Raw genomic sequence first — 20,054 nt, 5'->3', positions numbered from 1 at the left:
TCGCCTCGGCTCGGCAGCTCAGCCGTCGGTGATGCGTCGCAGGACCTCGGCGACGACCCGCAGGTCCTCGGCCGAGCGATCCTGCAGCGCCGATCGGAGCCGCTCCTGGTTGCGCGTGCGCACCACCCGGAGTCGCTCGAGGGCGGTGGGTGTGGCGACCAGGACCCGAGCTCGCGCATCGCGCTCGTCGACGCGACTCTCCACGAGCCCGGCCTCCTCGAGTTGCCTGACCTGTCGGCTCACCGCGCTCTTGTCCATGTCGAGCTGTTCGGCGACGACGTGCGCGTTCGTCTCGCCGGCGCGGGCGATCATGCCGAGCAACTTGTAGCCGGCCGGCTGCAGGTCGGGGTGGACCTGCTTGGCCGACTCCGACCACACCGCACGCGCCCGGCTGAAGAGCACGCTGAACTGGTCCTCGACGGCCGCGATTGCGGCGTCGAGCTCGGGGTCGGCGGTCATGACGGGCATGCTAGCGACGCGCCCCCGAGCCATCCGACCCGCCGACCGAGGCCACCGAGCCGGTGGCCGTCGAGACGAGCTCCCGGCGTGCCGCCGCGTCGAACGACTCGGCCGACGGGACCGGTGCGCCGATCTCGGCCTCGGCGAGGTCGATCACCGCATCCTCCGCCTCGTCCGCGAGCGACTCCGCCGCGGTCTTCGTGGAGAGTGACGTGTTCGGCAGGAACGCGATCGCGAGGAGCGAGAGCACCGCGAGGGGCACGGCGATCCAGAACACTTCGGCGATGCCGTGGCCGTACGCCGACTCGATGATCACGCGGATGGAGTCGGGCAGTTCGTGCACGTTCGGCACCGCGCCTCCGGCGAGTCCCTGCATCGCCTCGACCTCTTCGGGCGTCGAGGGTACGAACCCGGCGAAGCCGCTCGTGATGCGGTCCTGGACCTGGGTCGCGAGGAGCGACCCCATGACCGTGACACCGATGGTGCCCGCGATCGAGCGGAAGAAGTTCACGTTCGACGAGGCCGCGCCGAGCTGGGTCGCCGGCGTGTCGTTCTGCACGACGAGCGTGAGGTTCTGCATCACCATGCCGAGCCCCGCCCCGAGCACCACCATCGCGGCGCTCACCCAGAGGTAGTCGGTGTCGTAGCGGAGGGTGGTCATCAGGTAGGTGCCCGCGATCGTGAGCGATGCGCCCAGCACCATGAAGCCCTTCCACTTGCCGAACCGGCTGATCAGCGCGCCGATGAGGATCGAGGCGCCCATCTGCCCGACGATCATCGGGATGGTCATGAGCCCGGACTCGGTGGGGGTGGCGCCCCGGGCGAGCTGGAAGTACTGCGCGAGGAAGACGCTCGTCGCGAACATCGCGACGCCGATCGCGATGGAGGCGACCACCGCCAGCGTGAACGTGCGGTTCTTGAAGAGGGCCATGGGCACGATGGGCTCGGCCACGAAGAACTCGACGACGACGAAGGCGATGATGCAGGTCGCGGCGATGCCGATCATGACGAAGCTCGTGACCGAGCTCCAGTCGAACTCGCTTCCGCCGAGGGTGACCCACACGAGCAGGAGCGAGACGCCGACGGCCATGAGCGCGGCACCGGCGTAGTCGATCTTCACGGCGCGCTTGGGCATCTGCGGCAGGTGCAGCGTGATCTGGATCAGGATGAGCGCCACGATGGCGAGCGGCAGCGGGAGGAAGAAGTTGGCGCGCCATCCCCACGCGTCGGTGACGACGCCGCCGAGGAGCGGGCCGCCGATCGTGGCGACGGCCATGATGCCGCCGACGACGCCCATGTACTTGCCGCGCTCGCGCGGCGAGATGATGAGCGCGACGATGATCATGACGAGCGACATGAGGCCGCCGGCGCCGAGGCCCTGGATGACTCGGACCGCGATGAGGGTCGTGGTGTCCTGCGCGAAGCCGGCGATGGCGGTGCCGACGACGAACAGCGAGATGGCGACCTGGAGCAGGACCTTGCGGTTCACGAGGTCGGCGAGCTTGCCCCAGATCGGCGTCGAGACGGCCGTCGCGAGCAGGCTCGCGGTGATCACCCAGGTGTAGGCGGCCTGGTCGCCGCCCAGGTCGGCGATGATGCGAGGCATCGAGGTCGAGACGACCGTGCCGGAGAGCACGGCGACGAACATCGTGACGATGAGGCCCGAGAGGGCGACGAACACCTCGCGCGGCGTGCGCGAGGGCGCCTCGACCGAGGCGGCGGGAGCTGCTGCTGCTGACACTGGTGGGGGTCCTCCGAGAAAGTTGATCGCGGTCAACCATACGAAAACAGTTGCATTGTGTCAACTTTAGATATCTGTCAACCATTCCCGGAGCCGCAGGCAGGAGCTCGTCAGGGCGTGGGCGGCACGGCCGGCTGCGTCGTGAACCAGAACACGTCGGTGTCGGCCGGGGGAGGGATCGGCGCCCCGCTCTTGTCCCGGATCACGGTGTGGACGACCTTCCACTCGGTGCGGACGGCGTCGACCGTCACGACGGTGTCGCCGGCCTCGACGCTCCGCCGCACCGTGAACTCGGCGGCATCGGGGCGGCCCGACGCCGCCTTCGCCTCCGCGATCGCGGCGGCGTCGTCGGGAGGCGCGGGCGTCGAGATCGTGGCCGGGATCACGGCGGCGGATCCGTCGTCCTGCAGCTTCTTGAAGGCGAAGTGGTACACGAAGTCCGCGCCGACGCGCTCGCGCTTGACGAAGGCGATCGAGGTCCCGCCCTGCTCCGCGATCTGCTTCAGCTGCTCGGCGAAGCCGGCCTTGAAGGCCGTGTCGTTCGGTGCCGGCACCGGGCCGCGGAACGCCTCGAACTCGACCGCGTCGACCTTCCGCTCCGTCTTCGACGCGACCCCCATCCAGAACTTCGCATCGCTGTTCGCCACATGGGTGCCGTACTTCGTCGCGAACTCGGCGGCGAGGGCCTTGCGCGAGAGCGTGCTCCTGCCCGGTCGCTCGACGAAGTACTCCGCGAGCCGCTCGGCCCCGCCGCCGAAGAACTGGGCGTGCGTCGTCGTGGTCAGCGAGGCGCGCCCGCCGAAGGCCGAGTGCAGGGTCGCGACCATCCTCTGGCTGCGACCGATGTTGCACCCCTTGATCACGATCTTCGTCGCGTCGTCGATGACGTCGGGGCTGACCGTGGTGAGCTTGCCCTGCTTCACCGCGGCCTGCGCGGTGTCGAACTGGGTCGGGGTCCCGCCGGACTTCGTCACCGGAAGGCTGACGTGGGGCGGGGCGTCGGGCGTCACGCCCACGTCGAACATGAGCCGGCCGTCGGGGTGTCCGTGCGACACGATGATGAGCAGGCCGACCGGATCGCCCGACGCGTTCACGGTGCTCAGCACCTGCTCGAGGGTCCTCGCCTGCTCCAGGTGCGAGTTCGCGACGCTGCCGTGCTTCGCACGGTAGAACGCCTCCGCCTCCGTGAAGAACTGGTTCTTCGCGTCGGGCGGATCCGCGCCCATGATGAACACCCAGGTGTGGCGCGGTTTCGGCGGGGCAGCGGGCTGGGCGGCCCCGCCCTCATCGCGCTGCAGCCGCAGGCCGCCGAGCAACGACGAGACGGCCCGGTTCCCCGCGAACGCCGACAACGTGGCTGCGCCCGCGCCCGCCATCCGCACCGGCACGTCGCGGGAGCCGGCGGCCAGGCGGCCGGCGGGCTCGCGAGGCTCCGAGTCGCGCGGCGCCCCGCGGCGCGCCGTCACGGCGTCGTCACGGCCGGGCTCGCGATCGCCCGCCCTCGAGCGCATGGCCTCACCCCGCATCTCAGGATCGTCCGCTCGGGCGTCCGCGTCGAGCGCCGACCGCGCACGCTGCCCGATCGGGCAGCGCCGCCCGCGATTTGGTCGCGGCCGCGCCATCCGCTACCCTTGTCGGAGCCGAAGACCGCTGGTTGTCGGGTTCGCGTGCGAATCCGACCGAAGTCCTGTGAGAACAGGTGCCCGCGCAGGTGTGACGAAGACTTCCCGGGTTTCCCGAGCCGAGCTCCGCGCAACTGCGCCGGAGCTCTTTTCTTTCCCCAGATCTGCGCCAGCGCTCCGAGGCCGTGCATCGCCACCGCGATGCGCGTTGAAGACACAAGGAGTGGCCATGGCGAACAAGGAAGCCTCGGTTGCCGAACTCACGAACCTGTTCGAGAGCTCGACCGCCGTTCTGCTGACCGAATACCGCGGCCTCACTGTTGCCCAGCTCAAGACGCTGCGCAAGTCCATCAGTGGGGACGCGAGCTACGCCGTGGTGAAGAACACGCTGACCAAGATCGCGGCCAACAACGCCGGGATCTCCGCGTTCGACGACGACCTCAAGGGGCCGTCGGCGATCGCGTTCGTGCACGGCGACCCGGTCGCCGTCGCGAAGTCGCTGCGTGACTTCGCCAAGGCGAACCCCCTCCTCGTGGTCAAGGGCGGCTATTTCGATGGCAAGCCCCTGACCGCCGAAGAGGTAGGCAAGCTCGCCGACCTCGAGTCCCGCGAAGTGCTCCTGGCGAAGCTCGCCGGCGCCTTCAAGGCCTCGCTGTTCGGAGCCGCATATCTGTTCAACGCACCGCTCTCGAAGGCCGTTCGCACGGTCGACGCGCTGCGTGAGAAGCAGGAGTCCGCTGCGTAGGCGCGAGCCTCTCAAGCGGTGAGTTACCAGGAAATCTAAGGAGAAGAATCATGGCGAAGCTGTCCACTGAGGAGCTGCTCGAGCAGTTCAAGGGCCTGACCCTCATCGAGCTCTCGGAGTTCGTCAAGGCGTTCGAGGAGACCTTCGAGGTCACCGCGGCCGCCCCCGTCGCCGTTGCCGGCCCCGCTGCCGCGGGCGGCGGCGCCGCTGCCGAGGAGGTCGAGGAGAAGGACTCGTTCGACGTCATCCTCGAGGCTGCCGGCGACAAGAAGATCCAGGTCATCAAGGTCGTCCGCGAGCTCACCTCGCTCGGCCTCGGCGAGGCGAAGGCCGTCGTCGACGGTGCTCCGAAGGCCGTCCTCGAGGGCGCCAACAAGGAGACCGCCGACAAGGCGAAGGCCTCGCTCGAGGAGGCCGGCGCGACCGTCACCCTCAAGTAATCGCGGCCCTCGAGGAGGGCAGCGACACCTGAGCGTGCGACCGTCACCCTCAAGTAATCGCGCGCGCTCGTTCGAGCGCCGTCTGCTTGAGGTGACCTGCGTCACCTGAACACACGGATGCCCCGTGCCGATTCGTTCGGCACGGGGCATCCGTCGTCCGCCCTCAGTCGTGCTCGCTGCGGACGAGCAGCGCCTCGATCCCGGCGTAGGTGTTCGGGCCGGGCACCCCGTCGATGGGTCCCGTGTAGCCCCCGCGCTGTGCGATGCGCTGGATGCCCCGCCACGTGTTCGGTCCGGGGACGCCGTCGACCGGACCGGTGTACCCGGCCCCGGCGAGGATGGTCTGCACGCCCCGCCAGGAGTTCGGCCCCATGACGCCGTCGTAGGGCCCGAAGTACCCGCCGATCCGGCCCATCGTCTGAAGGGCGCGATAGGTGTCCGCGTCCGGGATCCCGTCGACCGGTGCGACGTAGCTGAACGGTGCGAGAAGCCGCTGGACGCCCTTCCAGGACTGCACGCCCATCACGCCGTCGATCGGCCCGGCGTAGCCGCCGAGCGCTGCGAAGCGCTGAAGCGCCCGCCACGTGTTCGTTCCCGGGGCGCCGTCGATCGAGCCGGCGTATCCGTAGCCCGTGACGAGTCGCTGCAGCGCCCGCCACGTGTTCGGGCCGGGGCTGCCGTCGTTGGGTCCGTCGTACCCGCCTCCGCGGGCGAGTCGCTGCAGTGTGATTCCTTCGGCGCTCATCGTGTCCTCCTTCGGCCGAGCCGGGCCGGTGGCATCTGCTCGGTGCCGGATGACGGCCCGGTGCGGACGCTAGGGACGGGCGGGGCGGGACGCACCCGGGCTGTCCCTGAGTGCGGCGCCCGTCTCCCGCTCAGCGCGCGACGAGCGGCCGCGCCGAAGGGGCCGTCGTGCTGCTGCGCACCACGAGCCGCGTGTCGAGCGGTCGGTCGAAGTCGGGAAGCCCGTCGGGCGTGACCGGGTCGGCGTCGCCGGTCGGTTCGCCGAGGAGCCGCATGACCGCGTCGACCGCGAACCGGCCCTGCACGCGGGGGAACTGCTCGATCGTCGTGAGGCCGAACAGCTCGGCGTGCTCGTGACCGTCGAAGCCGACGATCGAGAGGGAGCCGGGCAGCGAGATCCCGAGGCGTTCGGCAGCGCGCATCGCCCCGAAGGCGATCTCGTCGGATGCCGCGAAGATCGCCGTCGGCCTGGTCGCCGGATGTCCGAGCAGCTGCAGGGCTGCCGCGTAGCCGCCGGGAAGCGTCATCTCGGCCTCGACGATCCCGTCCGACTCGCCCGCCGGGCGCAGGTCGGCCTCCCGCATGGCGTCGCCGAACCCCGCCCTGCGGAGCGCCTGCACGCTCCGGGCCGCCGAACCGGCGCCGGCTCCGGCGAGGTGGGCGATGCGCTCGTGCCCGAGGTCGATCAGGTGTTCCGTCGCGAGACGGGCCGCGCCGCGGTCGTCGATGGCGAGGCGAGGTGCGCCGGGGGCGGTGCCGCCGAGGGCGATGATGGGCTTGCCCCGACGCTCGACGAGCTCGACCTCCCGATCGGTGAGGTCGACGCCGACCGCGATGACCGCGTCGACCCGCTTGCGGGCGAGGAAGAAGTCGAAGACCCGGTCGCGATCGGGACCCGAGATGGCGAGGTTGTAGAGGGTCAGGTCGTAGCCCGCGGCGAGCAGCGTGCGCTCGATGCCCTCGAGCACCTCGCCGAAGAACCAGCGGTTGATGAACGGGATGACGACTCCGACGTTCTTCGTCCGACCCGTGACGAGGCTCGCGGCGTTCGGCGAGGCGATGTACCCGATCTCCGCCGCGGCCTCCACGACGCGTCGGCGCGTCTCCTCGGAGACGTAGCCGCGACCGGTCAGCGCTCTGGAAGCGGTCGACTTCGAGACGCCCGCGAGGCGCGCGACGTCCGAGATCGCGGTCATCACGCTCCCTCCGTCGGGCCTGCGATCGGAGTGTACGCGAATCCCGTGCGGTGTGGAACCGGTGCCACATCCGAGACATCCGTCACCCGATCGTGACCCGAAACGCCCTTGCCGTCGCTTGCCGGGGTCGCCTAGCGTGGGATCTGGAACCGGTTCCCGGTTCCGCCCTGCACCACACTCAACGAGGAGATGACATGAGACTCACACGGCATCGCCGTTGGGCGGCCCCCGTCGCGGTGGCCGCGGCGGCCGGCCTGGCGCTCACCGCCTGTACCGGCGACATCGCGAACGAGGACGCAGGCGACGTCGACTGCGCCGACTACGAGGAGTACGGCACGTTCGACGGCGCCGAGGTCACGATCGGCGGCACGATCCTCGACATCGAGGCCGACCGCCTGGTCGAGTCCTGGTCCGACTTCGCCACCTGCACGGGTATCTCGATCGACTACCAGGGCTCGAGCGAGTTCGAGGCCCAGATCGCGGTGCTCGCCGAGGGCGGCAACGCACCCGACATCGGCTTCGTCCCGCAGCCCGGACTCGTCCAGCGGCTTGCGGACGGCGGCTGGCTGATCCCGGCCTCCGAGGGCGTCGAGGCGAACGTCGACGAATGGTGGTCGGAAGACTGGAAGGGCTACGGCACCGTCGACGACACGTTCTACGGCGCTCCGCTCATGGCGAGCATCAAGGGCTACGTCTGGTACTCGCCGGCCGAGTTCGAGGAGAAGGGCTACGAGATCCCGGCGACGCTCGACGAGCTGACCGAGCTCTCGCAGACCATCGCCGACGAAGGCGACCACAAGCCCTGGTGCGTGGGCCTCGAGTCCGGTGAGGCGACCGGCTGGCCCGGCACCGACTGGGTCGAGGACTACATGCTCCGCCTGCACGGCGCAGACGTCTACGACCAGTGGGTGACCCACGAGATCCCGTTCAACGACCCGCAGGTCGCCGAGGCGTTCGACGCGGTCGGCGAGTACCTGAAGAACGACGAGATGGTCAACGGCGGCATCGGAGACGTGTCGACGCAGATCACCGAGGCGTTCCAGACGGCCGGCCTGCCGATCCTCGACGGGGAGTGCTCGCTGCACCACCAGGCGTCGTTCTACGAGACGTTCTGGAACCCCGAGGGCGGGGATGAGAACACCGTGGCCTCCGACGGCACCGTGTTCGCGTTCCTCCTCCCGCCGGAGAACGCCGACGATCCGCTGTCGGTGACCGGCGGTGGCGAGATCGTGGTCGCGTTCACCGACGCCGAAGAGGTCGAGGCGGTGCGCACGTTCCTCTCGAGCGACACGTGGGCCAACAACCGCGTGAGCCTCGGCGGCGTCATCAGCGCCAACAAGGGCGTCGACCCCGAGAACGCGTCGAGCGAGCTGCTCGTGCAGTCCATCGAGATCCTGCAGGACCCCGAGACCACGTTCCGGTTCGACGGTTCCGACCTGATGCCCGGTGCCGTCGGCGCCGACTCCTTCTGGAAGGGCATCGTGGCGTGGGTGAGCGGTGACAGCACCGAGCAGGTGCTAGACACGATCGAGGCGAGCTGGCCCAGCAGCTGATCGCCCGCGCGCCGCGCGCGGCCGTCGGGTCGTTCGCGGTATGACCGAGGGGCGGGGTGGAACACCCCGCCCCTCGGGACCCCCAGATTCAACGACGAACCGGGAGGCATGATGACCACGGGCGACCTGCTCGGAAAGATCCTTCAGGTGGTGATGGGGCTCGCGATCTTCGCCGCGATCATCGGTCTCCTCATCTTCTTCATCGACAAGGCCCCGAAGCGGGGCCGCGACTACTGGCAGCTCGCGGGGTTCCTCACCCCCGCGCTGATCTTCCTCGCGGTGGGACTCGTCTACCCGGCGATCCGCACCTCGATCCTCGCGTTCCAGGACAACTCCGGTGACTGGACGATGGACAACTTCATCTGGACGTTCACCCAGCCCGCGGCGATCCGCACCCTGATCAACACCATCGTCTGGGTGCTCATCGTGCCGACGGTCTCGACCGCGATCGGCCTGGCCTACGCGGTCTTCATCGACAAGTCGCGCGGCGAGAAGTACTACAAGGTGATCCTGTTCATGCCGATCGCGATCTCGTTCGTCGGCGCCGGCATCATCTGGCGCTTCGTCTACGAGTACCGCTCGGGCGACCGCGACCAGATCGGACTCCTCAACGCGCTCGTCGTGGCCTTCGGCGGCGAACCCGTGCAGTGGCTCCAGACCGACCCGATCAACACCCTGCTCCTGATCGTCGTGATGATCTGGATCCAGACGGGCTTCGCGATGGTCCTGCTGAGCGCCGCGATCAAGGGCGTCCCGACCGAGCAGATCGAGGCCGCACAGCTCGACGGCACGAACGCATGGCAGCGGTTCATCAACGTCACGGTGCCCGGCATCCGCGGCGCCCTGGTCGTCGTGATCACGACGATCTCCATCGCGACGCTGAAGGTCTTCGACATCGTCCGCACGATGACCGCCGGAAACTTCAACACCAGCGTCATCGCCAACGAGATGTACACCCAGGCGTTCCGCGCGAGCGAGATCGGGCGCGGGTCGGCGCTGGCGCTGATCCTGTTCCTCCTCGTGCTGCCGATCGTCGTCTACAACGTCAACGTCCTCCGCAAGCAGAGGGAGATCCGATGAGCAGCGTCGCACCCGCCGACCTTCCGGTCAGCCGAGACAAGGGTTCCCTCGAGGCCGCGGAGGAGGCCGAGTACGCCGCCCCGACGAAGACCGGCCGGGTGAAGAAGCGCCTCACCTCGCGGACCGCGACGATCGCGTCGCTCATCATCGCGATCATGTGGACGATCCCCACCTTCGGCCTGTTCATCTCGTCGTTCCGGCCCGCGGAGCTGATCCGCACGACCGGTTGGTGGACGATCTTCCAGAACCCGGGCTTCACGTTCGACAACTACGCCGAGGTGCTGCTGTCGCCGTCGGCGTCGTCGCCGCAGCTCGGCGCCTACATCGTGAACTCGATCGCCATCACCCTGCTCGGCACGCTGATCCCGCTCGTGCTCGCGACCATGGCCGCGTACGCGTTCGCGTGGATCAAGTTCCGCGGCGCGAACGCGTTGTTCATCTTCGTGTTCGCACTGCAGATCGTGCCGCTGCAGATGGCGCTCGTGCCGCTGCTCCAGATCTTCTCGACGTGGCTGCGGCCCATGCAGGCATGGCTGCACGACGTGGTCCCGATCATCCCCGAGCAGAACTACGCGCCGGTCTGGCTCGCGCACGCGATGTTCGCGATGCCGCTCGCGATCTTCCTGCTGCACAACTTCATCGCGGAGATCCCCGGCGACGTCATCGAGGCCGCGCGCGTCGACGGCGCCACGCACGGCCAGATCTTCTTCCGGATCGTGCTGCCGCTGGCCACCCCGGCCATCGCGTCGTTCGCGATCTTCCAGTTCATCTGGGTGTGGAACGACCTGCTCGTGGCGCTGATCTTCTCCGGCGGCACACAGGACGTCGCGCCACTCACCCAACGATTGGCGGAGTTGACCGGTACCAGAGGCCAGGCGTGGGAGCTCCTCACGGCGGGCGCCTTCATTTCGATCGTCATTCCGCTCATCGTGTTCTTCAGCCTCCAGCGGTACTTCGTCAGGGGGCTCCTGGCAGGCGCGACGAAGGGCTGATCCGGTCGGGCGGATGCCGCGGCATCCGCTGCACGTCGACGGGGCGGATGAGGCGGCATCCGCCCCGTCGTCACGCCGTCCGCGAACGCGGACGACCGAGCATCGCCCGCCCGGCGGGGGCGTCGGCAGGCGCGCCTAGGCTCGATGCATGAGCATGCACTCGAGCGCCCCGGGCGGGCAGTCGGGGCGGATGGGCAAGCCCCGCTCCCGGATCAGCGCGGCCGACGAGTCGGCGCAGCGCGCCGAGAACGCGGAGGCGCCGAAGATCCCGCACCTCATGCGCCGCATCGCCGAGCTGTTCGCGCCGCACAAGGTCGCCCTCACCGTCACGATCGTGCTCGTGCTGGTGAGTGCTGCGCTCAGCGTGATCCCGCCCCTGCTCACCGAGCGCGCCTTCGACGAGGGGTTGTTCCCGGTCGGTCCGGACGGGCAGGTCATGAGCCCGAACCTGCCGGTGCTCACGACCATCGTCGTCGCGATGCTGGCCGTGTTCATCGTCTCGTCGCTCCTCGGCGTCTGGCAGACGTGGCTCACGGCGACGGTCGGGAACCGGGTCATGGGAGCACTCCGCGTGCGGATGTTCACGCACCTCCAGCGCATGGAGCTCAGCTTCTTCACGCGGACGAAGACGGGCGTCATCCAGTCGCGGCTGCAGAACGACGTCGGCGGCGTGGCATCCGTGCTCACCAACACCGTCTCGAGCGTGCTCGGCAACACCGTGACCGTCCTCGCCGCCTTCGTCGCCATGCTCCTGCTCAACTGGCAGTTGACGCTCATCGCGCTCGTGCTCCTGCCGGTCATGGTGATCGCACAGCGGCGCGTGGGCCAGGTCCGCGCCCGCATCGCGGCGAAGACGCAGGAGTCGCTCTCCGAGATGACCGCGATCACCCAGGAGACGCTGTCGGTCTCCGGCATCCTGCTCTCGAAGAGCTTCACGAGGCAGCGCAGCGAGATCGGTCGGTACAGCGACGAGAACGACAACCAGATCGCCCTGCAGGTGCGGCAGCAGATGACCGGCCAGTGGTTCTTCGCCATGGTCGGGATCTTCATGTCGGCGATCCCCGCGATCGTCTACCTCGCCTCGGGGTGGCTCATCACGAACGGCACGACCGACATCTCGGCCGGCACGATCGTCGCGTTCACCACGGTGCAGGCGCGCCTGCTGTTCCCGCTCATGGCGCTCATGCGCGTGGCGCTCGACCTGCAGACCTCCGGGGCGCTGTTCGCGCGCATCTTCGAGTACCTCGACCTGACGCCCGCGATCACCGATGCGCCCGATGCGCGGCCGGTGCCTCCGGCGGCGACGACGGATGCCGCGGGCCGCCCGCTGCTCGGCCGGGTCGAGTTCGACCACGTCTCCTTCCGGTACCCCGACGCCGACGACGACGGGCGGCCCACGCTCGACGACGTGTCGTTCACGATCGAGCCCGGGCAGTTCGCGGCGTTCGTCGGGCCGAGCGGCGCCGGCAAGACGACGGTCTCGTACCTCGTGCCGCGGCTGTACGAGGCGACGGGCGGTGCGGTGCGTTTCGCCGGGGTCGACGTGCGCGACCTCGAGCACGAGTCGCTCGTGTCGAACATCGGCATCGTGAGCCAGGAGACCTACCTGTTCCACGCGTCGATCGCCGACAACCTTCGATACGCGAAGCCCGAGGCCACCGATGCCGAGCTCGAGGCCGCGGCGCGCGCCGCGAACATCCACGACACGATCGCGTCGTTCCCCGAGGGCTACGACACCGTCGTGGGCGAGCGCGGCTACCGCCTCTCCGGCGGCGAGAAGCAGCGCATCGCGATCGCGCGCGTCCTCCTGAAGGACCCGGCGGTGCTCGTGCTCGACGAGGCGACGAGCGCGCTCGACACGATCAGCGAGCGAGTGGTGCAGTCCGCGCTCGACGACGCCTCGCGCGGGCGCACGACGATCGCGATCGCGCACCGGCTGTCGACGGTGGTGGCGGCCGACGTGATCTTCGTGGTCGTCGCGGGCCGCATCGCCGAACGGGGAACGCACGCCGAGCTCATCGCGCAGGGCGGCGTGTACGCCTCGCTCTACCGGCAGCAGGCGGAGCGGCCCGAGGTGCCGACCGCCTGAGCCGGGAGGTCAGGAGCGCTCGGCGAGCATGTCCTCCATGAGCTCGATCTCGGCCTGCTGACTGGCCACGATCGACTCGGCGAGCGAGACCACGACGGGGTACGTCGAACGCTCGAGCACCGCCTCGGCCATGACGACGGCGCCCTCGTGATGGGCGATCATCAGCTCGAGGAACCTCCGCTCGGCCTCGACGCCCTCGAGCTCGCGGAGGTCGGCGACCTGCTCGGGGGTCGCGAGCCCGGGCATCGGCTCGCCGGGCACATGCGCGGCGTCACCCGATCCGTCCGAGTCGTGCCCGGCGTGGGTGCTGCCGTCGGCGGCGGGTCGGGTCATCCACGTCATCGACGGCTCGGAGCCCGCCTGCGGGAGCCCCCACTCGGCGAGCCACCCGTACATCTGGCCCGACTGCTGCGCCTGCGTGGTCGCGATGTCGTAGCCCAGGAGCCGCACGTCGGGATCGTCGGTGGCGTCGCGCACGATCATCGCGAGTTCGACGCCCTGCTGGTGGTGCACCTGCATGTCGCGGGCGAAGCCCGCCTCGGCGCTCGTGTCGGACGGCGTCTCCTCGCCGAGCGTGGAGAGGCGCCCGATCGCGAAGGCGGCGCCGGCGACGGCGATCAGGGCGACGGATGCCGCGAGCACGACGGCCCAGCGCCCGATGCCCGAGCGCTGACGCTCGCCGGCCGGGCCGACCTCGCCCGGCGGCTCGGCCATGTCGTCGCGCCGGTCGCTCACGCGACCTTGCCGGGGCCGTCGATGGCGCCGGTGCAGAGCGCGCCGGGCTCGGGGACGTTCTGGCTCTGCCAGTACTCCTCGAGGAAGTCCTCGATGCGCGGGTCGTCGACGCCGTCGACCTGGAGCTGCACGTTCCAGCCGCTGAGCACGACCGGCGAGTCCAGGCCCTCGAACGGCGAGAGGATCACGTACGTGCTCGGCAGCTTCGAACGGAGCGTCGCGATGTCGTCGTCGGAGAGGGCCTCGGCGTCGTAGGTGACCCAGATCGCGCCGTGCTCGAGCGAGTGCACCGCGTTCTCGTTCGGGACGACCTCCTCGTAGACACCGCAGTTCAGCCAGGCCGGATTGTGCTGCCCGCCGGCCGGCGGGGTCTGCTCGTAGTCGACGACGCCTTCGACGTGCTGCGACTCGTTCTCGAAGGTCTCGACGCCCTCGATCTCTGCACCGTCGCCGCCGGCGGTGTAGTTCGCGGCGCGCGGGGCGAGGACGACCGAAGTGACGATGAGGGCGACGATCGCGAGGCCGACGCCCACCGAGCTCCAGATCGCGATGAGGCGGTTGCGCTTCATGCGCGCCTCTCGCTTGCGGTACTCCTCGAGCTTGCGCTCGCGTTCCGCAGCGCGCTGCTGCTTGACGGTGGGCTTCTTTCCGGGCGGGGTCGCGCTCACGCGGGGCCTTCCTCGAGCGGGGTGGAGGTACAGGACGGGGTACTCAATACGAACGTATCGGGCTGGGAGAATGCCGTCACCTGCGAGGCTCCACGACGTCGCGGCGACGCGGGACTAGCATTCGGACGTGCCGGCGCGGGGCGACCGCGTGCGGACCGGTCGATCCGGTCCGGGTCGGAGGCCGGCGGGGGAGGTCGGCGCGTGAGCGGGGACATCGAACATCCGGACGTCGCGGTCTCCGATGGGGGCGAGCCCGACGAGAGCGACGCCGGCCGGGGGAGCGGCCTGAACCGGCGCGTCATCGCGCTCGCCGTCGCGGGCGCCGTCGGCGGCTTCCTGTTCGGCTTCGACTCGTCGGTCGTGAACGGCGCGGTCGACGCGATCGAGCAGGAGTTCGACCTGTCGGCCGGGCTCACGGGGCTCGCGATCGCGAGCGCCCTCCTCGGCTGCGCGGTCGGCGCCGAGCTCGCGGGTCGGCTCGCGGACCGGTTCGGCCGCATCCCCGTGATGATCATCGGGGCGAGCCTGTTCCTCATCTCCGCGATCGGCTCGGGTCTCGCGCTCGGCGTGTGGGACCTCATCGTGTGGCGCGTGATCGGCGGGCTCGGCATCGGCATCGCCTCGGTCGTCTCGCCCGCGTACATCGCCGAGATCTCGCCGCGGCGCGCCCGCGGCCGCCTGGCGTCGCTGCAGCAGCTCGCGATCGTGTTCGGCATCTTCGCCGCCCTGCTCTCCGACGCGGTGTTCGCGTGGGCGGCGGGCGGGGCCGCCGAGCCGTTCTGGTTGGGCCTCGACGCGTGGCGCTGGATGTTCCTCGCCGGCATCGTGCCGAGCGTCGCGTACGGTCTCATCGCGTTCTCGCTGCCGGAGTCGCCGCGTTACCTCGTCCGCGTGGGGAAGGAGGACGAGGCGCGGATCGTGCTCGAGCGCATCCAGCCCGGCGAGGTGGAGCGCGCGGTCCGCGACATCCGGAACACCATGAAGGCGGATGCCGAGGCGAAGCAGGCCAGGGGCGCGTTGCGCGGACCCGTGTTCGGGCTCCGCGGCATCGTCTGGATCGGCATCCTGCTGTCGGTGTTCCAGCAGTTCGTCGGCATCAACGTGATCTTCTACTACTCGACGACGCTGTGGAGCGCGGTCGGCTTCGACGAGTCCAACGCCTTCGCGATCAGCGTGTTCACCTCGATCACGAACATCCTCGTCACGTTCGTCGCGATCGCGCTCGTCGACCGGGTCGGCCGTCGGCCGTTGCTGCTCATCGGTTCGGCGGGCATGGCCGTCTCGCTCGCGACCATGGCGCTCGCGTTCGCCAACGCGAGCGGGTCGGGCGAGGATCTCTCGCTCCCCGGAGCCTGGGGGCCTGTGGCGCTCGTCGCGGCGAACCTCTTCGTCGTCTTCTTCGGCTTCTCGTGGGGTCCGCTCGTGTGGGTGCTGCTCGGCGAGATCTTCCCGAACCGCATCCGCGCCCGCGCGCTCGGGCTCGCCGCCGCCGCGCAGTGGATCGCGAACTTCGTGGTGACGGTCACGTTCCCGCTGCTCGCGGACGTGTCGCTGCTGCTCACGTACGGGATCTACGCGACGTTCGCCGCGCTCTCCTTCTTCTTCGTGCTGGCCAAGATCCCCGAGACGAACGGGATGTCGCTCGAGGAGTCCGACACGCTGCTGCCGCCGAAGGGGGCGGCGAAACGACGCAGCGGCGCCGGCTCGACCGGCGGGTGAGCGTGCGCGACCCCGCCGCCCCGTGAGCGGGCCTGCCGCGCGGCATCCGTCATTCGCTAGGCTGGCCGGGTGAGCTTCTCGTGCCGGTGTTGTCGTCGCTGAACGCGCGACCCCTTCCCTCGCGTCGGGCGCCGAACGGGCGCCCCTCGACGCACTCGACACCAAGGAACGAACTCCACTGATGAAGTACGCAGCCCACATCACCGACCTCGTCGGCAACACCCCCCTCGTCCGGCTGAACCGCGTGACCGAGGGCGTGACGGATGCCACGGTGCTGGTCAAGCTCGAGTACCTGAACCCCGGCGGCTCGTCGAAGGACCGCATCGCGCGGAACATCATCGACGCGGCCGAGCGCGACGGGAAGCTGAAGCCCGGCGGCACGATCGTCGAGCCGACGTCGGGCAACACGGGCGTCGGTCTCGCGCTCGTCGCGCAGGAGCGCGGCTACCGATGCGTGTTCGTGTGCCCCGACAAGGTGTCGGAGGACAAGCGGAACGTGCTGCAGGCGTACGGCGCCGAGGTGGTCGTGACGCCGACCGCGGTCGCGCCCGACAGCCCCGAGTCGTACTACGGCGTGTCCGACCGGCTCGCGCGCGAGATCCCCGGCGCGTTCAAGCCCGACCAGTACTCGAACCCCAACGGTCCGCTCTCGCACTACGAGACCACGGGTCCCGAGATCTGGCGCGACACCGACGGGACGGTCACGCACTTCGTGGCCGGCGTCGGCACGGGCGGCACGATCACGGGCACCGGCCGGTACCTCCGCGAGGTGTCGGACGACACGGTGCGGATCATCGGCGCCGATCCCGAGGGCTCGGTGTACTCGGGCGGCACGGGCCGTCCGTACTTCGTCGAGGGCGTCGGCGAGGACTTCTGGCCGACCGCGTACGACCCGAGCGTGCCGCACGAGATCATCGCCGTGACCGACGCCGAGTCGATCGACATGACCCGGCGGCTCGCTCGCGAAGAGGGGATCCTCGTCGGCGGGTCGAGCGGCATGGCCGTGGTCGCGGCGCTGAAGGCTGCGGCGCGGCCCGAGGTCACCGCCGACGACGTGTTCGTGGTGCTGCTGCCCGACTCGGGTCGCGGGTACCTCGGCAAGATCTTCAACGACAAGTGGCTGCGCGCGTACGGCTTCGGCAATGCGCCCGCGGGGCACACGATCCGCGACATCCTCGCGGCGAAGGCCGACCGCACGGCCCCGCTCGTCTACGTGCACCCGAACGACACAGTGCGCGAGGCGATCGACCGGATGACCGAGGCCGGCGTCTCGCAGCTCGTCGTGCTCTCGGCCGAGCCGCCCGTCGTGCTCGGCGAGGTCGTCGGCGCCCTGCATGAGGAGGAACTGCTCGAGCAGGTCTTCTCCGGCCGCGCGAAGCTCACCGACGAGGTGTCGTCGGTCGTCGGCGACGCACTGCCGCTCATCGGCGTGAACGAGCCCGTCGCGACCGCGCGCCAGGCGTTCGGCGAGGCGCCCGCGATGCTCGTGACCGACGGCGGCAAGGCGCTCGGCGTCATCACGCGCACCGACCTCCTTTCGTACCTCTCCTCCTGAAGGGCCGGGAACCATGCACCACGACGCAGGCTTCGACACGCGCGCGATCCACGCGGGCCAGGAGTTCGACCCCACGACGGGCGCGGTGATCCCGCCCATCCACGTGACCTCGACGTACGCGCAGGACGGCATCGGCGGCCTCCGCGGCGGCTACGAGTACTCGCGCGGCGGCAACCCGACGCGCACCGCCCTCGAGACCCAGCTCGCGGCGCTCGAGGGCGGCATCCGCGGCCTGTCGTTCGCCTCCGGCCTGGCCGCGGAGGACGCCCTGCTCCGCACCATCCTGCGGCCCGGCGACCACCTGGTCATCGGCAACGACGTGTACGGCGGCACGCACCGGCTGATCCGCCGTGTCTTCGGCGACTGGGGAGTGCGGCACTCGACGGTCGACACGAGCGACCTCGCGGCCGTCCGCGACGCGATCGAGCTCGGCACCACGAAGGTGCTCTGGGTCGAGACGCCGTCGAACCCGCTCATGAAGATCTCGGACATCGCGGCGCTCGCCGAACTCGGCGACGAGGCGGGGCTCACGGTCGTCGTCGACAACACGTTCGCGAGCCCCGCGCTCCAGCAGCCGATCGGGCTCGGGGCGCACGTCGTCGTGCATTCGACCACGAAGTACCTCGGCGGGCACTCCGACGTCGTCGGTGGCGCGCTCGTGTTCGCGCCGGGGCAGGAGGAGCTCGCCGAGCGCGTCGGCTTCACGCAGTTCGCCGCCGGCGCGGTCTCCGGCCCGTTCGACGCGTTCCTCACGACGCGCGGCATCAAGACCCTGGGCGTGCGGATGCAGCGGCACAGCCAGAACGCGCTCGCGATCGCCCGTCGGCTCGACGAGCATCCCGCGGTCGCGCGCGTGCTCTACCCGGGCCTCGAGTCGCACCCGGGCCACGCGCTCGCCGCGAGCCAGATGTCGGGCTTCGGCGGCATGGTGTCGATCGACCTCGCGGGCGGCGGCGCCGCCGCGCGGCGCTTCGCGGAGTCGACCGAGCTGTTCACGCTCGCGGAGTCGCTCGGCGGCGTCGAGTCGCTCGTCAACTACCCGTCGGAGATGACGCACGCGTCGGTGAAGGGCACCGAGGCCGAGGTCCCCGAGTCGATCGTGCGCCTGTCGGTCGGCATCGAGGATGTGGACGACCTGCTCGCCGACATCGACGGGGCGCTCGGGCGGGTCTGACGCGCGCACCCGCCGGCGCCGGCCCGACCGCCGGCCCGACCGCCGGCCGGGCCCGTCCGCTGCGGTTGACAGGAGATTCCGCGATCTGCAGGACGCGATCCGCGGAATCGTCCGGTACATCGACGGAACTCCTGTGAAACGACGGCGGTAGGAGTGGCAGGAATGGTCCGAAGAGTGTCATCCCTGCCAGTGCGCGCGTCGCCGGCTTCCGGCACGATGATCTGGTGAGTTCGAGAACCCTGGATGTCGCGCCGCCCGTCGGCGAGGCATCCGCCCACCACGGCCGGCTCGGCCTCGTCCAGGGCACCGCCCTCTACATCGCGAGCGTGCTCGGCACCGGCATCCTCGTGCTGCCGGGGCTCGCCGCCCAGGCCGCCGGACCGGCCTCGATCGTCGCGGTCGCCGCCGTGCTCGTGCTGTCGATCCCGCTGGCCGGCACGTTCGCGGCGCTCGCGTCGCGATTCCCCGACCCCGGCGGCGTCGCCAGCTACGTCAGGCGAGCGCTCGGGCCGACCGCCGCCCGCATGACGGGCTACTGGTTCTTCTTCGGCGTCTGCGTGGGGGCGCCCGTCGTGGCCGTGCTCGGCGGCGAGTACGTCGTGGCGGTGCTCGGGGTCGACCGTGCGGCCGTGCCGATCATCGGCCTCGCGGTCTTCATCCCGCCGTTCATCGCGAACTGGTTCGGCGTTCGGGTGGCCGGCTGGGTGCAGTTCGTGCTCACCGGGCTGCTCCTCACGGTCGTCGTCGGCGTGGTCGCGGTGACCTTCCCCGCGGCGGACGCCGCGAACTTCACGCCGTTCCTCCCGAACGGATGGGCCGGGGTCGGCGTCGCGATCAGCCTCTTCGTGTGGGCGTTCGCGGGTTGGGAGGTCGGCACGCACATCGCCGGCGAGTTCCGCGACCCGCGCCGCACCATCCCGCTCGCGACGGGCATCGCCATCGCCGTCGTCGGGGTCGGCTACCTCGCGCTCCAGTTCGTGACCGTCGCCGTGCTCGGCGACCGCGCGGGAACGAGCCAGGTACCGCTGCTCGACCTCGTCGAGACCACGGCACCCGGCATCGGGTCGGTGCTCGTCGCGATCGTCGCCGCGATCGTCACCGTCGGCGTCGTGAACGCCTACCTGCCGGCGTTCGGCAAGCTCGGCGCCGCGCTCGGCCGCGATCGCGACCTGCCCCGTTTCTTCGCCAAGGGCGCGGAGGACGGCGAGGTGCCCCGTCGGGCGTTGGCGCTGACGGCGGCGCTCATCGTCGTCTACTTCGGACTGATGCTGTGGAACGGCCTCGACCTGTCGGGCTTCATCCTCATCCACACGAGCAACATGGTCGCGATCTACGCCGCCGGCATGCTCGCCGCGACGCTCCTGCTGCGCCGCTTCTCGCTCGGCTGGTGGCTCGCGGTCGTTGCGACGGTGCTCACCGCGGGGCTGCTGGTGCTGGCATGGCAGAACCTGCTCGTGCCGATCGTGCTGGCCGCGGCATCCGTCGTCGTCACGATCGTGCGCGGATGCGGGTGAGGCGCGCGCGGTCGGTCGGAGCGGCATC

17 protein-coding genes are annotated in these 20,054 nt (G+C 70.1%); 10 read left to right on the top strand and 7 right to left on the bottom strand.

All coding sequences use genetic code 11. The features are described from left to right. Positions 1–18: 18 nt before the first annotated feature. The 3 genes from ACIQH8_RS04625 to ACIQH8_RS04615 all read right to left on the bottom strand — a co-directional run bounded on the left by ACIQH8_RS04625 (position 19) and on the right by ACIQH8_RS04615 (position 3,726). Entirely contained in the window at positions 19–459 is a 441-nt protein-coding gene (locus ACIQH8_RS04625) for a MarR family winged helix-turn-helix transcriptional regulator (protein ID WP_400995333.1), read from the bottom strand. A 10-nt stretch (positions 460–469) separates the two neighbouring features. Continuing rightward, positions 470–2,200, bottom strand: a complete 1,731-nt coding sequence (locus tag ACIQH8_RS04620; protein WP_400995330.1) for an MDR family MFS transporter — start codon at positions 2,198–2,200, stop codon at positions 470–472. 110 nt (positions 2,201–2,310) lie between these two features. After that, entirely contained in the window at positions 2,311–3,726 is a 1,416-nt protein-coding gene (locus tag ACIQH8_RS04615; RefSeq protein ID WP_400995328.1) for a hypothetical protein, read from the bottom strand. A gap of 325 nt (positions 3,727–4,051) precedes the next feature. Here ACIQH8_RS04615 and rplJ point away from each other — a divergent pair, with 325 nt between their 5' ends. Then, positions 4,052–4,567 (top strand): 50S ribosomal protein L10, encoded by a 516-nt coding sequence (gene rplJ / locus ACIQH8_RS04610; protein WP_400995325.1) that lies wholly within the window; start codon positions 4,052–4,054, stop codon positions 4,565–4,567. Between the two features lie 50 nt (positions 4,568–4,617). Beyond that, positions 4,618–5,007 (top strand): 50S ribosomal protein L7/L12, encoded by a 390-nt coding sequence (gene rplL, locus ACIQH8_RS04605; RefSeq protein WP_067947898.1) that lies wholly within the window; start codon positions 4,618–4,620, stop codon positions 5,005–5,007. A 163-nt stretch (positions 5,008–5,170) separates the two neighbouring features. On the opposite strand, the gene ACIQH8_RS04600 is transcribed toward rplL, so the two are convergent. Beyond that, positions 5,171–5,752 carry a hypothetical protein gene (locus ACIQH8_RS04600; protein ID WP_400995321.1) on the bottom strand — a complete coding sequence of 194 codons (582 nt, stop codon included), beginning with the start codon at positions 5,750–5,752 and terminating at the stop codon, positions 5,171–5,173. A gap of 130 nt (positions 5,753–5,882) precedes the next feature. Then, positions 5,883–6,947, bottom strand: coding sequence for a LacI family DNA-binding transcriptional regulator (locus ACIQH8_RS04595; RefSeq protein ID WP_400995319.1), 1,065 nt, complete (start codon positions 6,945–6,947; stop codon positions 5,883–5,885). A gap of 194 nt (positions 6,948–7,141) precedes the next feature. Between ACIQH8_RS04595 and ACIQH8_RS04590 the strand changes: the two genes are divergently transcribed. From ACIQH8_RS04590 to ACIQH8_RS04575, 4 genes are all read left to right on the top strand, one after another. After that, complete coding sequence (locus tag ACIQH8_RS04590) at positions 7,142–8,500, top strand: ABC transporter substrate-binding protein (RefSeq protein ID WP_400995316.1); 1,359 nt, start codon at positions 7,142–7,144, stop codon at positions 8,498–8,500. A gap of 111 nt (positions 8,501–8,611) precedes the next feature. After that, on the top strand, positions 8,612–9,580 hold the full coding sequence (locus ACIQH8_RS04585; protein ID WP_400995729.1) for a carbohydrate ABC transporter permease: 969 nt from the start codon (positions 8,612–8,614) through the stop codon (positions 9,578–9,580). Further along, positions 9,577–10,572, top strand: a complete 996-nt coding sequence (locus tag ACIQH8_RS04580) for a carbohydrate ABC transporter permease (protein ID WP_400995313.1) — start codon at positions 9,577–9,579, stop codon at positions 10,570–10,572. Before ACIQH8_RS04585 ends, ACIQH8_RS04580 begins: the two co-directional genes overlap by 4 nt. Before the next feature lie 148 nt (positions 10,573–10,720). Then, the gene (locus ACIQH8_RS04575; RefSeq protein WP_400995310.1) at positions 10,721–12,661 is read left to right on the top strand and encodes an ABC transporter ATP-binding protein; all 1,941 of its coding nucleotides are present in this window, start codon (positions 10,721–10,723) and stop codon (positions 12,659–12,661) included. A 9-nt stretch (positions 12,662–12,670) separates the two neighbouring features. Here the strand turns inward: ACIQH8_RS04575 and ACIQH8_RS04570 are convergent, their stop codons facing one another. Next, positions 12,671–13,396 carry a DUF305 domain-containing protein gene (locus ACIQH8_RS04570; protein ID WP_400995307.1) on the bottom strand — a complete coding sequence of 242 codons (726 nt, stop codon included), beginning with the start codon at positions 13,394–13,396 and terminating at the stop codon, positions 12,671–12,673. Continuing rightward, positions 13,393–14,064 (bottom strand): DUF3105 domain-containing protein, encoded by a 672-nt coding sequence (locus ACIQH8_RS04565; protein WP_400995304.1) that lies wholly within the window; start codon positions 14,062–14,064, stop codon positions 13,393–13,395. The genes ACIQH8_RS04570 and ACIQH8_RS04565 overlap by 4 nt, the downstream gene beginning before the upstream one ends. A 285-nt stretch (positions 14,065–14,349) precedes the next feature. Here ACIQH8_RS04565 and ACIQH8_RS04560 point away from each other — a divergent pair, with 285 nt between their 5' ends. The 4 genes from ACIQH8_RS04560 (at position 14,350) to ACIQH8_RS04545 (ending at position 20,026) form a co-directional block, all read left to right on the top strand. Then, positions 14,350–15,783, top strand: coding sequence for a sugar porter family MFS transporter (locus ACIQH8_RS04560; RefSeq protein ID WP_400995727.1), 1,434 nt, complete (start codon positions 14,350–14,352; stop codon positions 15,781–15,783). Between the two features lie 181 nt (positions 15,784–15,964). Beyond that, on the top strand, positions 15,965–17,338 hold the full coding sequence (locus tag ACIQH8_RS04555) for a cystathionine beta-synthase (RefSeq protein ID WP_400995301.1): 1,374 nt from the start codon (positions 15,965–15,967) through the stop codon (positions 17,336–17,338). 13 nt (positions 17,339–17,351) lie between these two features. Then, positions 17,352–18,512: a cystathionine gamma-synthase gene (locus tag ACIQH8_RS04550; protein WP_400995299.1), complete on the top strand. Its 1,161-nt coding sequence runs from the start codon at positions 17,352–17,354 to the stop codon at positions 18,510–18,512. Between the two features lie 224 nt (positions 18,513–18,736). Beyond that, positions 18,737–20,026 carry an APC family permease gene (locus tag ACIQH8_RS04545; RefSeq protein ID WP_400995297.1) on the top strand — a complete coding sequence of 430 codons (1,290 nt, stop codon included), beginning with the start codon at positions 18,737–18,739 and terminating at the stop codon, positions 20,024–20,026. Positions 20,027–20,054: the final 28 nt, after the last annotated feature.

Source organism: Agromyces sp. GXQ0307, from assembly GCF_044769845.1.
GTDB lineage: Bacteria > Actinomycetota > Actinomycetes > Actinomycetales > Microbacteriaceae > Agromyces.
This window is presented reverse-complemented; position numbering and strand designations above follow the sequence as displayed.